The 14,423-nt window shown below is 70.7% G+C and carries 12 protein-coding genes; 7 read left to right on the forward strand and 5 right to left on the reverse strand.

Features of this window, described 5'->3' with window-relative positions; genetic code table 11:
- The coding region (locus tag CKO41_RS18475; RefSeq protein WP_207144004.1) for a hypothetical protein at nt 1-188 on the forward strand (188 nt) is incomplete at its 5' end.
- Nucleotides 189-399: 211 nt separating this feature from the next.
- Here CKO41_RS18475 and CKO41_RS11925 read toward each other — a convergent pair.
- Together CKO41_RS11925 and CKO41_RS11930 are read right to left on the reverse strand one after the other, a co-directional pair.
- On the reverse strand, nt 400-1,407 hold the full coding sequence (locus tag CKO41_RS11925) for an alpha/beta fold hydrolase (RefSeq protein ID WP_200382407.1): 1,008 nt from the start codon (nt 1,405-1,407) through the stop codon (nt 400-402).
- Entirely contained in the window at nt 1,401-1,586 is a 186-nt protein-coding gene (locus tag CKO41_RS11930; protein ID WP_200382408.1) for a hypothetical protein, read from the reverse strand. The genes CKO41_RS11925 and CKO41_RS11930 overlap by 7 nt, the downstream gene beginning before the upstream one ends.
- A gap of 641 nt (nt 1,587-2,227) precedes the next feature.
- Here CKO41_RS11930 and CKO41_RS11935 point away from each other — a divergent pair.
- The 5 genes from CKO41_RS11935 to menC all read left to right on the forward strand — a co-directional run bounded on the left by CKO41_RS11935 (nt 2,228) and on the right by menC (nt 8,326).
- Entirely contained in the window at nt 2,228-3,622 is a 1,395-nt protein-coding gene (locus CKO41_RS11935; RefSeq protein WP_200382410.1) for an isochorismate synthase, read from the forward strand.
- A complete protein-coding gene (menD, locus tag CKO41_RS11940; protein ID WP_200382412.1) occupies nt 3,619-5,337 on the forward strand; it encodes a 2-succinyl-5-enolpyruvyl-6-hydroxy-3-cyclohexene-1-carboxylic-acid synthase in 1,719 nt (572 codons plus the stop codon). The genes CKO41_RS11935 and menD overlap by 4 nt, the downstream gene beginning before the upstream one ends.
- A 114-nt stretch (nt 5,338-5,451) precedes the next feature.
- On the forward strand, nt 5,452-6,315 hold the full coding sequence (gene menB / locus CKO41_RS11945) for a 1,4-dihydroxy-2-naphthoyl-CoA synthase (RefSeq protein ID WP_200255103.1): 864 nt from the start codon (nt 5,452-5,454) through the stop codon (nt 6,313-6,315).
- A gap of 2 nt (nt 6,316-6,317) precedes the next feature.
- Nucleotides 6,318-7,211 (forward strand): 1,4-dihydroxy-2-naphthoate polyprenyltransferase, encoded by an 894-nt coding sequence (locus CKO41_RS11950; RefSeq protein ID WP_200255101.1) that lies wholly within the window; start codon nt 6,318-6,320, stop codon nt 7,209-7,211.
- On the forward strand, nt 7,208-8,326 hold the full coding sequence (gene menC, locus CKO41_RS11955) for an o-succinylbenzoate synthase (protein WP_200382414.1): 1,119 nt from the start codon (nt 7,208-7,210) through the stop codon (nt 8,324-8,326). The genes CKO41_RS11950 and menC overlap by 4 nt, the downstream gene beginning before the upstream one ends.
- A 46-nt stretch (nt 8,327-8,372) precedes the next feature.
- Here menC and malQ read toward each other — a convergent pair whose 3' ends face one another.
- Complete coding sequence (gene malQ, locus CKO41_RS11960) at nt 8,373-9,869, reverse strand: 4-alpha-glucanotransferase (RefSeq protein ID WP_200382416.1); 1,497 nt, start codon at nt 9,867-9,869, stop codon at nt 8,373-8,375.
- Nucleotides 9,870-9,972: 103 nt separating this feature from the next.
- Nucleotides 9,973-11,253 carry a glucose-1-phosphate adenylyltransferase gene (glgC, locus tag CKO41_RS11965; protein WP_200382418.1) on the reverse strand — a complete coding sequence of 427 codons (1,281 nt, stop codon included), beginning with the start codon at nt 11,251-11,253 and terminating at the stop codon, nt 9,973-9,975.
- A gap of 352 nt (nt 11,254-11,605) precedes the next feature.
- Between glgC and glgB the strand changes: the two genes are divergently transcribed.
- Nucleotides 11,606-13,912 carry a 1,4-alpha-glucan branching protein GlgB gene (gene glgB / locus CKO41_RS11970; protein WP_200253991.1) on the forward strand — a complete coding sequence of 769 codons (2,307 nt, stop codon included), beginning with the start codon at nt 11,606-11,608 and terminating at the stop codon, nt 13,910-13,912.
- A 243-nt stretch (nt 13,913-14,155) separates the two neighbouring features.
- On the opposite strand, the gene CKO41_RS11975 is transcribed toward glgB, so the two are convergent.
- Nucleotides 14,156-14,365: a cold-shock protein gene (locus CKO41_RS11975; protein ID WP_274607594.1), complete on the reverse strand. Its 210-nt coding sequence runs from the start codon at nt 14,363-14,365 to the stop codon at nt 14,156-14,158.
- Between the last annotated feature and the right edge of the window lie 58 nt (nt 14,366-14,423).

Consider the following 14,423-nt stretch of genomic DNA (forward strand, 5'->3'; position numbering starts at 1 on the left):
TGCCGCCAGCGTTCAATCTGAGCCAGGATCAAACTCTTCAGTTCAATTCCTTACAGCTCACCATGGCTCGCACCATGGCGCGCTCTTTCGGTCTCGGCTCGACCCAACCAACCCAGAAGGTCAGCGGACCAAGCCTCGTCTGCGGCCCGTGCCGCCGACGCACCAGAGCGCCCACACAAATTACCTGAATCTACTTGTTAAAGATCGTGTCGCGTCGCGTCTTCAGCGCCGCGAAGGCCCGCCATCTTAGCACCTCCAAACTCCCTGTCAAGTGCTCATTTCGCGCCGCCTCCCTCCAGCGCGCCAGGCAACTCCCTCGTCGCCCAGGGCCTCCCGCCCTACCCCCGACACCGCTGCGAACCACTCAGCCCCGGGGAGCCGCTTAATCTACCGAAACCCTTAGCGACTGTCTAGACCCTCGCGAAGAAATTTTTGGTCCGACAGCCAGGCCGAGAGCGCCTCGCGCGCGAGGGCGGGGCATTCCTCCTGCGGCATATGGCCGCAGCCAGGCAAGACGGCCAAGGAGGCGCCCGGGATCGACGCGACCACCCGCTCGCTGTCGGACAGGGGCACGAGGCGATCTTCCGCGCCGCTCAGGACCAGGGTCGGCCGGGCGATCTCATCCAGACGGGCGCTCACCGCGACCGCATCGGTCAGCGACCGATGGAGGAGCGCCCCCCAGGCGAGGTCCCAATTGTGCACCTGCGCATGGATGCCGGACAACCTGCGACGCTCCGGGGTAATGCGCGCCGGGTCGGCATAGGAGCGCCGCAGCAGCGCGTCGCTGCGCCCGAGGGCGCGCGCCAGCCAGATGCTCAAACGCGCGAACTGGGGCTGACTCGCCAGCGCCCGCGGCAGAGTCGGGCGACGCACATAGACCCAGGGGTCGAGCAGGATCAGCCCCTCTATACGGTCGGGACGGGCGAGTGCGGCCTCCAGGGCCAGGGAGCCGCCGGCCGAGTTGCCGACGAGGACGGCCCGCTCCATCGCCAGCGCGTCCATCAGGGCGAAGAGTTGCACGACGGCCGCCTCGCGCGTATAGGGGCCTGCCCCCCGCCAGTCGCTCGGCACGAGCTTCGCGCTCAGGCCGTAAGGTGGTTGGTCGTAGGCGACGACCCGCCCATGCTCGCCGAACGCCTCGAGCAGGTCGTTCCAGGTGAAGGCGTTGAAGGTGAAGCCGTGCAGCAACAGGAAATTGCTCGCCCCGGGGCCGTCCTCGCGCCCCCCGGCGAGATAGTGAAGCTCGATCCCGTCGGTCCCCTCGAAGGGGATGGTCACGAAATGGCTATCGGGTGTCGCCAACTCGTGCGGCGCGGCGAGCCCGGGCAACGGGGTCGTCGAGATGAGCATCGGCAGGCCCGCCAGGGCCAGGAAGATCGCGAGCACAACGGCGATGAAGATCAGCATGGCAAGGGTCCGTTGGTGGTCGGGCGAGCGAGGGCGGCCGCGCCGACGAGTCCGGCCTGCCCCCACGCGGCGGGCACGGCGGCGGCGAACACCACCTCGCGATTCTCGCAGACCTCCCCGGCGAGGCCCAGATGGAAGCCAGGTGCGTAGACGCCGCCGCGCTGAGGACACCTGACCATCGTTGCGCTCGCGCCGAGGAGGCATACGCTCGACCCGCACCAACGCCCGGAACTGACCGGTTCCCCGGCCTCTTGCGAGGTGGACGAACGGTTGCCGGTCGATCCTCCGCGGGGTGCGCCGGGGACTCCCCGCAAGGGGGCATCGAGTCGGCGCCGCCCGGGCCCGTACCCGTGCCAATCTGTGGGCGGCCGACTGCGCGCCGCTGGGGCCGGCTTGCCGGCGATTGGCCGCCCCGATCGCCCGCCCCGATCGCCCGCAAGCAGGCGCCTACCGGCGCAGGCGACGCCGGCGGAGTCCGCCGGTACGCCTCGTCTACATCCCCCGCTGATTCAGAACCGATCCGTCCTGCACCAACGCCGATGGATTGGCGGATAGGGGGCCGATTTGTCGTATTATGCGCGATTCAATGTTCAGATCACCGCGCCGGCCTTTCCGAATAGATGGCAGGAAGGTCGCTCGCCTCGGGGACGCCACCGCGACGCGCGCCCGAACCGACACGGCATCTGGACGATCGCAACCTCGAAAGGCCGCCCCCGGGTGTGACCTTTCGCGACCGGGTATGCACGCCCCGCACGAGCCCCTCGCTCGTTCGATGGGCCGCCGAGAAAACCGCTCGCACCGAGATCGCTGCCAACCTGAAATGCTCGCGCCAACCGAAGCCCTGGAGCACCTGACAGAGCGCCTCGCCGACGCCATCGCACGCCTGCCCCTGGCGCGCCGCGATGGGCTCGCCTCCCTCGTCTTGGAGCTACCCCGCGTGCCGCCGCTCGCCCCCACCCTCGGCGGCCCCCAGTTTCAGTTCGCGCACCGCGACCACAAGCGGTTGCACGCCGGCTACGGGGTCGCGGCAGAATGGCGCGCCGCCGGACCCGCGCGACTCGCGACCTTGCGCGAACAGGCCCGGCGCCTGCGCTCGGAATGGCACCAGATCGACGTCGACGAGACCGGATTGCAGGGCTTCGCGATGCTCGGCTTCGCCGCCTCCCCGCTGGCCCCGGCGAAGGGCGCGGAGCCCGACGAACCACCCAATGCCCTGCTCTGGGTCCCGGAGCTCGCGCTGCACGGTCACGATGACCAAGGGGCGCTGGTGCTAACGACCCGCCTGCCCGCGACAGGCGACGCGCTGCTCGCGCGCTGGCGGGGCTGGCTCGAGCGCCTCGCCCCGGCCCTCGCCGATCCGCAACCGCCGACCACCCGGGCACCGGTCGCGCTCGCGCGGTGCGACAACGCACCCGACGTCGCCGGCTGGGAGCGGCTCGTCGAGGCCGCCCTGGCGGAGATCGCCGCGGGGCGCCTCGCGAAGGCCGTCGTCTCGCGCCGGCTCCGCGTCGCGGCCGCCGACCCCTTCGATCTCGACCGCCTGATGTCCGCCCTCGGCGAGCTGTTTCCCTCCTGCCAGCTCGTCCATCTGCGACGAGACGAGACGAGCTTCGTCGCCGCCACCCCGGAGCGACTCCTGACGCAGCGCGGCGACGAGGTCGAGGTCGACGCGATCGCCGGCACCGTGGCCCGCGCCGCCGATCCGGGGCGCGATGCGGCCCTGGCCGAGGCGCTGCTCGCCTCCACCAAGGACCGTCACGAACACGACCTGGTCATCGAGGCCGTGCGCGAGGCCCTCGGTCACTGCGCCGACGAGATCCGCGTCCCCCCCAGCCCGACCATCATGCAACTGCGCAACGCCCAGCACCTCTGGAGCCCGGTGCGCGCCAGGCTGCACCCGGACAGCGACGTCTTCCGCCTCGCCGAGCTGCTGCACCCGACCCCGGCGACGAACGGCGAGCCGCGGGCCGCGGCCAGCGCCTGGCTGCGCGAGGCCGAGCCGTTCGAGCGCGGCTGGTACACGGGCGCCGCCGGCATCGTCGCCCCGGACCTGACCGGCGAGCTCTGGGTGCTGCTGCGCTGCGCCCGCCTGCGCGAGGCGACTGCCGACCTCTACGCGGGGGCGGGCATCGTCGCGGGCTCGGATCCCCTCTGCGAGTGGCAGGAGACCGAGGACAAGCTCGCGGCCATGCTGACGGCGTTGCGATTCGCGTGAGCGCGGGCACGCCGACCGATCAGGCCTGCGTCAATCTGCGCTGGTCCCTGGCCCTCCTCGATGGCCTCGTCCACGGCGGGATGCGCGACCTGATACTCTCCCCCGGCTCGCGCTCGACGCCGCTCGTGCTGGCCGCGACCCGCGAACCGGACCTGACCCTGACAGCGATCGTCGACGAACGCAGCGCCGGCTTCTTCGCGCTCGGACTGGCGCGCGCCACGCGCCGCCCGGTCGGGCTCCTCTGCACCTCGGGCAGCGCCGCGGCCCACTGGCTGCCGGCCGTGATCGAGGCGGCCGAATGGGGCGTGCCGTTGATCCTGCTCTCGGCCGACCGACCGCCCGAGCTGCATGGCTGGGGCGCCAACCAGACGATCGAGCAGTCCGATCTGTTCGCCGGCTTCGTGCGCGAGCGCCATGACCCGGGCCCAGCCGTGGCCGCCCCGGCGGCCCTCAAGGCGCTACGCGCGCTCGGCGCCCGTGCCGCGGCGGTCGCCGGCGGACGCCGCCCCGGGCCAGTGCATATCAATCTGCCACTGCGCGAACCGCTGGTTCCGGGCCCGGACTGCACGGCCGCCCCGATCGCCGGCGCGACGGCACCGACGCCGCCCGCCGAGACGCACTGGGACGACCCGCCAAATCCCGCCGACCTGTCGCGGCTGGTCGCCGGGCACGGCCTCATCTGCTGCGGCCCCGGCGACCATGATCAGCGCACCGCCGAGGCCCTGCACCGGTGCGCCACGGCGCTGGCCCTGCCGGTCCTCGTCGACCCCCTGTCCGGCCTGCGTTTCGGCCTTGGGGCCAAAACACGGATCGCCCGCTACGACAGCCTGCTGCGCAATGCCACGGCCGCCGCCCGACTGCGCCCCGACTGGGTCATCCGGCTCGGCCGGGCACCGGTCTCCAAGACCCTCAACGCATGGCTGGCCGGGGTCCCGACGATCCTCGTCGATCCGGCCGAGCGTTGGTGCGACCCGACCCACGACGCCCGGCTCCAGATCGGCGCCCGCCCCGAGCGCTTCCTGGCCTGGCTCGCCGAGGCCGGCCTCGTGACCGCGGCCCCGGACTGGCTCGCGCGCTGGCAGGCCAGCGAGCGGCACGTCGCCGCGCTCGCCGAGGCCCATCTCGCCGAGGCGCCCTGGGGGGAGGCCCACCTGATTCGCACCCTGGTCGCCGAGTTGCCGGCCGGCGACGCCCTGTTCTGCGCCAACTCGTTGCCGATCCGCCAGCTCGACACCTGGTCGGGCACCCGCACCGCGCCGCTGGCCATCTTCGGCAATCGCGGCGCGAGCGGCATCGACGGGCAGGCCTCGACCCTCGCCGGCCTCAACGCCGCCGGCCTGCCGACCTGGGGCCTGCTCGGCGACCTATCGCTGTGCCACGACCTGAGCGGCCTGCTGCTCGGCCAACGGTTCGCGCGCCCCCTGCTAGTCATCAACAATGGTGGGGGCCGCATCTTCGACTACCTGCCGCAGCGCGCGCTGCCCGAGCTCGCCGCCTACTGGCGCACGCCGCTGGCGCTCGACCTCGGCGACCTGGCCCGCACGTTTGGGCTGGCGTACCAGTGCATCGAGGACGACGCCGGTCTGGGCCAGGTCCTCGCCGCAGCGCGCCGCGGCGACGGCCGCGGCCTCGTCGAGGTGCGCGTCGATGCCGCCCGCAGCCAGGCGCACCAAGAGGCATTCTGGCGGCGCATCGCCGAACAGGCGGCCCCGTGACCGCGGCGACGCTGGCCAAACCGGCCGCCGCGCTCGAAAATGGGCCTTCGAGCGCCGTGCCCCGCGCCGCCGGGCAGGGCGCGCCAACATCCAGCCAATCGAGGTAAGCATCCGGTGCAGCCTTCAGACCAGGGATCCTCCGCCGCCGCCACCCGGGCCATCGCCTGGGAGACCCCCGCCGACCTGCCCTTCGAGGACATCCTCTACCACCAGGCCGAGGGGATCGCGAAGATCACGATCAACCGCCCGGAGGTCCGCAACGCCTTCCGCCCGGAGACGGTGCGCGAGCTGATCGAGGCCTTCCATCGCGCCCACATGGACCCGCAGATCGGCGTCATCGTCCTGACCGGGGCCGGCGATCTCGCCTTCTGCTCGGGCGGCGATCAGCGCGTCCGCGGCGACGAGGGCTACCGCGATGGCGCCGGCATGCAGCACCTGAACGTCCTGGAGCTCCAGCGCCAGATCCGCACGCTACCGAAGCCCGTCGTCGCGATGGTCGCCGGCTACGCGATCGGCGGCGGCCACGTCCTGCACCTGATCTGCGACCTGAGCATCGCCGCCGACAACGCCCGCTTCGGCCAGACCGGCCCGCGCGTCGGCAGTTTCGATGCCGGCTTCGGCGCCGGGCTCCTGGCGCGCACGGTCGGGCTCAAGAAGGCGAAGGAGATCTGGCTGCTGTGCCGCCAGTACGACGCCCAGGAGGCCCTGGCGATGGGGCTCGTCAATACCGTGGTCCCGCTGCGCGAACTGGAGGCGGTCACCGTCGCCTGGTGCCGCGAGATGCTGAAGCTCTCGCCGACGGCGCTGCGCGTGCTGAAGTCGGCCTTCAACGCCGACACCGACGGCCTGGCCGGGATCCAGGAGCTGGCCGGCAATACCACGGCCCTCTTCTATCAGACGGCCGAGGGCCGCGAGGGCCGCGACGCCTTCCTCGAGAAGCGGGCACCCGATTTCCAGAAGTTCCCGCGGCGGCCCTAGCCGTGTCGGCGCCTGCCCAGGCCCTCGGCCACTGGATCGCGGCGGCGCGCCCGAAGACGCTGCCGCTCGCGGTCGCGCCCGTCGTCGCGGGCATCGCCCTGGCCGTCGCCGAGACCGGCCAGCTGGCCCTCGTCACCGCCATCGTGACCCTGCTCGCGGCCGTCGCGATCCAGATCGGGACCAACCTGCACAACGACGCCGCGGACTTCGAGCGCGGCACCGACACGGCCGAGCGCGTCGGCCCCCCGCGGGCCACGGCCCAGGGCTGGCTCAGCGTCCGCCAGGTCAAGACCGCCGCCCATCTGGCCTTCCTGAGCGCGTTCATCCTCGGCCTGATCCTCGCTTGGCGCGGCGGCCTGCCGATCTTGCTGCTCGGGCTCGCCGCGCTCGCCTCCGGCTACGCCTACACGGGCGGACCGCGGCCGATCGCCTATGGTCCGTTCGGCGAACTCTTCGTCCTCGCCTTCTTCGGCATCGCCGCCGTCGCCGGGACCTTTTACCTCCAGACGCTGGCGCTAACCCAGGCGCCGCTCGCCGTCGGGCTGGCCCTCGGACTGCCGGCGGCGGCCGTGCTCATGCTCAACAACTACCGCGACCTGGAGACCGACCGGCGCGCCGGTCGGCGTACCCTCGCGCACTATCTAGGACAGGCCGGCTCGCGGGCGGCCTTCGCGGCCCTGCTGCTCGCCCCCGTGCCGGTCCTCTTCGCGGTCGACCTACCGGGCCGCGCCTGGCCGCTGCTCGCCGCGCTGCCGCTCGCGATCCCGCTGATCGCGCCACTGTACCGCGGCGCCAAAGGGACCGAGCTCAACGCCCTGCTCGGGCGGACCGGGCGCTACCAGGTGGCGCTCGTGCTCCTGCTCTCGATCGGACTCGCCTTGCCCACGGGCGAATGATCGCCGGCTGCGACCTCCTACCGTATCGGCTGGCCTTGGGCCAGCCGTGGCGGAGCGCCCGCGGCGAGCTGGCCGAGCGGCGCGGCTGGCTGGTCCGGATCGCCGCCGGCGACTGGACCGGTTTCGGCGACTGCGCGCCGCTGCCGACCGCCGGCACCGAGCCGCCGGCGCGCGCCGCCGCCGCCCTCGCCCACTGGCGGACCGACCTCGCCGGGCGTTCGCCCGAAGAGGCGCTAGCGCGGCTCGCCGCCGACCCGATGCCGGCCCCGGCCGCCCGCTGCGCGATCGAGTGTGCGCTGCTCGACCTGCTGACGCAGGCGCGCGGCCTTCCGCTGCGCACCTGGCTGGCGCCGGGGGCGGCGGACCGGGTGGCCGTCAACGCGATGTTGGGGGGGCTCGGCACGATCGCCCCCGAGGCGGTCGCGGCCGCCTGCCGGGCCGGCTTTCGGGTGCTGAAGGTGAAGGTCGGCCTCGCCGCGCCGGCCTTGGAACTGACGCGCTTGACGGCGCTGGCCGCCGCGCTGCCGCCAGCGGTCGGGCTGCGCCTCGATGCCAACGGGGCCTGGGACCCGACCGAGGCGGCGCGGTTCATCGACGGCGTCGCGGCCCTGCCGATCGAGGCGATCGAAGAACCGCTGCGCACGCCGCGCGTGGCCGACCTGCGGGCCTTGCAGGCCCGCGCACCCTTTCCACTCGCGCTCGATGAATCACTGCACGACCCCGACCTCCACGCGGCCCTGGTCGGCGATCCGGGCGCACTGCCGGTGCGCCGCCTGGTCTTGAAGCCCGCGGCCATCGGCGGTCTGCGCGCGACCCTGGTCCTCGCCGAGCGCGCGATCGCCGCCGGCCTGGAGGTCATCGTCACGAGCCTGATCGAGTCGGCGGCCGGGCTCTGGCCGACCGTCCAGCTCGCCGCCGCCCTGCCGAATCAACCGCCGCACGGCCTGGCGACGGCCGCCTGGCTGCGCCGCGACCTCGGCGAGGCGCCGGCCGTCACGGGCGGCGCGATCGCACTGCCCGAGCGGGCCGGCAGCGGCTTTCGGCCATCGGCCGAGACGCGCGAGGCACCGCCAGGGCAGGAACTGGGGCGGGAACTGGGGCAGGAAACGGGCTAGGCCGACCCGCCAGCGACGGCGACGGACAACGCGGCGGGCGATCGCACTAGCCGACTAGGCGCCCGTAGAGGGCGACGAGCCGACGCATCCGTCCCGGCAGGTCGTCCGGGACGACCGACCAGTCGAAGCGCCAACTCCAGTTCCGCGCTTCGACGGTCCCGGGCGTGTTCATCCGATGACTGGAATCGAGCCCCAGGATGTCCTGCATCGGCAGGATCGCGAGGTGGGCCCGCGAGGCGAGCGCGCAGCGCACCAGGGGCCAAGGCATCGGCTCGGCCGGGCGCCCCAGGTACTCGCCGACATAGGCGCGCTCGGCCTCGCTCAGCGACTGGTACCAGCCGAGCGTCGTGTCGTTGTCGTGGGTGCCCGTGTAGACGACCGAGTCGCGATCGTGGTGGAACGGCAGATAGGGGTTGGCGGCCCCACCGGAGAAGGCGAACTGGAGCACCTTCATGCCCGGCAGCCGGTAGCGCTTGCGTAGCGCCTCGACCTCGTCGGTGATCAGCCCCAGGTCCTCGGCGATCAGCGGGATCTGGCCGAAATACTGATTGAGCCGCGAGAACAGGGCCGCGCCCGGGGCCTTGACCCAGCGACCGTGAATCGCGAACGCCTCATCTGCCGGGATCTCCCAATAGGCCTCGAAGCCGCGGAAGTGGTCGATCCGCACCATATGGAACAGCCGCAACTGGGTGCGGATGCGGTCGATCCAGAAGCGGAAGCCATCGTTGGCCATCTCCTGCCAGCGATAGAGCGGATTGCCCCAGCGCTGGCCGGTCGCCGAAAAATAGTCCGGCGGCACCCCGGCGACGACCCGCGGGGTCCCGTCGGGGTTGAGATCGAAGTCCTGCGGGCGCGCCCAGACCTCGGCGCTGTCGTGGGCGACGAAGATCGGCATGTCGCCGAACAGGCGGACGCCGCGCGACTCGGCATGGGCGCGCAAGGCCTGCCACTGGCTGAAAAACAGGTACTGCTCGAAGACGATGAAATCGATCTCGGCGGCGAGCCGGTCGCGCGCGGCCGCCAAGGCCTGCGGATCGCGATGACGCAGCGCGTCGGGCCACTCCCACCAGCATTGACCGATTTCCTGACGCAGGGCCCAGAAGAGCGTCCAGTCCTCCAGCCAGTAAGCCTGTTCGGCAACGAAGCGCCCAAGCCCCTGGCGGTCGGCTGAGTGAGCCATTTCGCGGAAACGACCATGGGCGAGCGACAGGGCTTGGGCCTTACCCGCATCACTGCCCTCGAGCGCCACGCGCTCGTCGGCCTCGAGCCAGCCCCGCTCGACCAGCGGTTGCAACGCGATCAGACGGGCGCTCCCGGCATGGGCGGAGCTCGTCTGGTAAGGCGACCAGTCGCGCTGGGTCGGTCCGACCGGCAGCATCTGCCAGACCGAGATGCCGCAGTCGGCGAGGAAATCGATGTAGTTGTGGGCCTGCGCGCCGAGGTCGCCGCACGGGCCGGGGCCGGGCAGGGATGTCAGATGCAACAGGACCCCGGCGCGCCGCTGGTCCTGACTGGCCGAGGGTGGTGTGTCTTCGATGAGCATGGGGCGGGTATTCGTCGCGGATTGACCAGATCTCCCGCCCCGGCCCGTCCGCTGGGCGGTGGAGGGCGTCGGGCGCAGGCACGGAATGCCGGGCGCGCCCGGTTCAGCGCAGGACGTTGACCTGCTGCCCCAGCATCTCCGGCGTGACCAGGGTCACGCCCCCAGGCGTGACATGGAAGCCCGCGGCGCGATCGGCGTCGGGATCGACGCCGATCTGGGTCCCCTCCTCGATCTCGCAGAAGCGATCGATGACGGCGTTGCGGATCTCGCAATTGCGCTTGATCTCGACGTCGGGCAGGACGACCGAGTCTTGGACATAGGCGAACGAATTGACCCGCACGTTCGAGAACAGCAGCGAGTGGCGCACCGTGGAGCCCGAGATGATGCAACCGCCCGAGACCATCGAGTCGACGGCCATGCCGCGACGGTCCTCGTCGTCGAAGACGAACTTCGCCGGCGGCAGCTGCACCTGATAGGTCCAGATTGGCCAGGCCGTATCGTAGAGGTTGAGCGGCGGGGTCACGCCGATCAACTCGAGGTTGGATTCCCAGAAGGCGTCGACGGTGCCGACGTCCCGCCAATAGGCCTGCACACCGGTGCGCGCCTCGACGAAGGGATAGGCGAGGACCCGATAGCGCCCGATGACGTTGGGAATGATGTCCTTGCCGAAGTCGTGGCTCGAACCCTGCGTGTCGGCGTCCTTGAAGAGCTGCTCGAAGAGGAAGTCCCGATTGAAGATATAGATGCCCATCGAGGCCAGGCTGGTATCGGGCTTGCCCGGGATCGTCTTCGGCTCCGCGGGCTTCTCCTGGAACTCGACGACGCGCCGGTCGTCATCGACGGCCAGCACGCCGAACTCGCGCGCGCGCGCCTTGTCGACCTCGATGCAACCGATGGTCAGATCGGCCCCGGACTCGACGTGCGAGGCGAGCATGACGCCGTAGTCCATCTTGTAGACGTGGTCGCCGGCGAGGATCAGCACATAGTCCGGGGCGTGGTTGCGGATGATGTCGACGTTCTGATAGACGGCGTCGGCCGTACCCGCATACCAGGTCGTGTCGCGGCCGCGCTCGATGCGCTGCTGGGCCGGCCAGAGCTCGACGAACTCGCCGAACTCGCCGCGCAGGAAGCTCCAGCCCTTCTGGATGTGCAGGATCAGCGAGTGGGCCTTGTATTGCGTCAGCACGCCGATCCGCCGGATCCCCGAATTGATGCAGTTCGAGAGCGGAAAATCGATGATGCGGAACTTGCCGCCGAAGTGCACCGCCGGCTTGGCGCGCCAGGCGGTGAGGTGCATCAGGCGCGAGCCGCGACCGCCGGCGAGGATGAGCGCCAGCGTGTTTCGGGTGATGCGACTGTTGAACGGCGATTTCAGGTCCGGCATAGCCCTTTACCTCTTCGGCAGGTGCGGATGGACACGAGGTGCGTCTCCCTTGTGCAAGAGACCGCGGCGGCGGCCACCTGTGCGGTGGAAGGCCCGTCACGGCCCGGCCGCGGCGCAGAGGCCGACGGCACCGCAGTCCCCGCACGCCGCGCCTCAGCTCATCGAGGCTTATGGTACCATCACAGCGATCCGCCAAGTGCGGTTTCAGGCCGCGCCACAGCCTGCCGGACCGTCGCCGCTGCGACGCGCCGTCGTCCACGGATCGCCGGTCGAGCCGGGGCACTTCCGGTGAGTCGCCGCCTGTGATGGGCGCGGCCGAGCAGCAGCTCCAACGCACAGGAATCCGCTCACCATGCCCAGTCCGAACGATACTCCGGCGCGGCTCCCCGAGCCGCTCCAAAGCCTCATCGAGGCCCGCCACCACGACCCGTTCCAGGTGCTGGGCCGCCGCGTGACCGGCAAGAAGGCCGAGGTCCTGGCCTTCCTACCGCGCGCCGAGCGGGTGCGCATCATCGAGAGCGGCATCGAGCTCGCGCGCATCCCGGGCACGGCCCTGTTCCGCTGGGAGGGCGACCCCGAGCTGATCCCGGAACGCTACCGCCTGCACTGGTACGACGCCGCCGGGGTCATCCACCACGTGCACGACCCCTATTGCTTCCCGCCGCAACTCGGCGACCTCGACCTCCACCTCTTCGGCGAGGGCCATCACTGGCACCTCTACCGGGTCCTGGGCGCGCACCGCCACAAGGCCGATGGGGTCTCCGGGATCCTGTTCGCAGTCTGGGCGCCCAACGCCGCGCGGGTCAGCGTCGTCGGCGACTTCAACGACTGGGACGGCCGCACCCACCCGATGCGCGTGCGCGGCGGCTCCGGGGTCTGGGAGCTGTTCGTCCCGGAGGCCCCGGTCGGGAGTTACTACAAGTTCGAGATCCGCGACCAGCAGGGACAGATCCACGTCAAGATCGACCCCTACGCCCACGCCTTCCAGGTCCGACCGCGCACGGCCGGCATCATCTGCGCCCCGAGCGACTACCGCTGGCAGGACGAGGAGTGGCTCGAGGCGCGCGCGGGCGCCGACTGGCAGCACCGCCCGATGTCGGTCTACGAGGTCCATCTCGGCTCCTGGCAGAAGGACGCCGACGGGGGCTTCCTGAATTACCGTGAGATGGCGCTGCGGCTCGCCGACTACGTCGCCGAGTCGGGTTTCACCCACATCGAACTCCTGCCGATCACCGAACACCCGTTCGACGGCTCCTGGGGCTACCAGACCACGGGCTATTTCGCCCCGACGAGCCGCTTCGGCAGCCCGGACGACTTCCGCTTCTTCGTCGACCATCTGCACAGCCGCGGCATCGGGGTCCTGCTCGACTGGGTACCGGCCCACTTCCCGAAGGACGCCTTCGCACTCGCCCGCTACGACGGCACGGCGCTCTACGAGCATGCCGACCCGCGCCAGGGCGAGCACCGCGACTGGGGCACGCTGATCTTCAATTTCGGGCGCAACGAGGTGAAGAACTTCCTGCTCGCGAGCGCCCTGTACTGGCTCGACGAGTTCCATATCGACGGCCTGCGCGTCGACGCCGTCGCCTCGATGCTGTATCTGGACTACTCCCGCGACCCCGGCGACTGGATCCCGAACAAGTACGGCGGCAACGAGAACCTCGAGGCGGTGGAGTTCCTGCGCCAGCTCAATATCGTGGCCCACGAGCAACACCCGGGGACGCTGATGGTCGCCGAGGAGTCGACCTCCTGGCCGTCGGTCTCGCGCCCGACCTATCTCGGGGGCCTGGGCTTCAGCATGAAGTGGAACATGGGCTGGATGCACGACACCCTGACCTACATGGCCAAGGACCCCATCTATCGCCACTACCACCACGATCAGCTGACCTTCGGCCTGCTCTACGCCTTCACCGAGAACTTCGTCCTGCCCTTCTCCCACGACGAGGTGGTCCACGGCAAGCGCTCGATGCTCGACAAGATGCCCGGCGACGCCTGGCAGAAGTTCGCCTCGCTGCGCCTGCTCTACACCTACATGTTCACCTATCCGGGCAAGAAGCTGCTCTTCATGGGCTGCGAGTTCGCCCACGGACGCGAATGGGATGCCGCCGCGACGCTCGACTGGGACCTGCTCGAGCGCCCGCCACACCAGGGGGTGCGCCGCCTGGTCGCCGACCTCAATGCGCTGTATCGCACGCTGCCGGCCCTGCATGAGCTCGACTTCGACAGCGCCGGCTTCGAATGGATCGACTGTCACGACAACTCGCAGTCCATCCTGAGCTACCTGCGCAAGGACCGCGCCGGCGAGGCCGTCGCCATCGTCGCGCTGAACTTCACGCCCGTGCCGCGCGAGGGCTATCGCATCGGGGTGCCGCTGGCCGGCTTCTACCGCGAGGCGCTGAGTTCGGACGCCGAGTGCTACGGCGGCAGCAACGTCGGCAATCAAGGGGGGATCGAGTCCGAGCCGATCGACTGGATGGGCCGTCCGCACTCGCTGGAGCTGCGGATCCCGCCGCTCGGCGCGGTGGTCCTCGTCTACGAGCCCCGGACGGCCATGCTCGCCGCAGACGAGGCGGTCGATGCCGCAGACACGCCGGCGCCCGCCGACGCGGCGGCGGAGACGGAGTTGGAGACGAGGCAAGCCGACCGAAAGGCGCCTTGAAGAGGTCAAGGTACCCGCGCGGGGCGAGGATGCCCCGCCGATTTCAGTCACCGGAACGACTGGAAATGAAGCGCAGCGGCAATCGGATCTTCGCGTCGCAGCTTGAAGCATTGCTCGGATGGCAATCCTTCAAGGTCCCCTGAAGGGGCGCCGCGGGGGTCAAGCGCCCGATCGCGAGATGCGGGCGCATCACGAGGGGCCGCCGGGGGCCGGCGGCCCGGCCTCGTCAGGGCCGAAGACCCGTCAGAGCGGAGTGACGTTCTCGGCCTGCGGGCCCTTCGGCCCCTGGGTCACGGTCATCGTGACCTTCTGACCCTCGGCCAGCGTCCGCCGCCCCTTGCCGGCGATGGCGCTGTAATGGACGAAGACATCCTTGCCACCCTCGCGCTCGATGAACCCAAAGCCCTTCTCGTCGTTGAACCACTTTACAGTGCCAGTCACCAGATCCGACATATCGACCTCATCACCTTGACGCGCCACCCATGGCGGCATTTTGCTCAAATCTTCTTGC

It is taken from the genome of Thiococcus pfennigii, assembly GCF_016583835.1.
Lineage (GTDB): Bacteria > Pseudomonadota > Gammaproteobacteria > Chromatiales > Chromatiaceae > Thiococcus > Thiococcus pfennigii.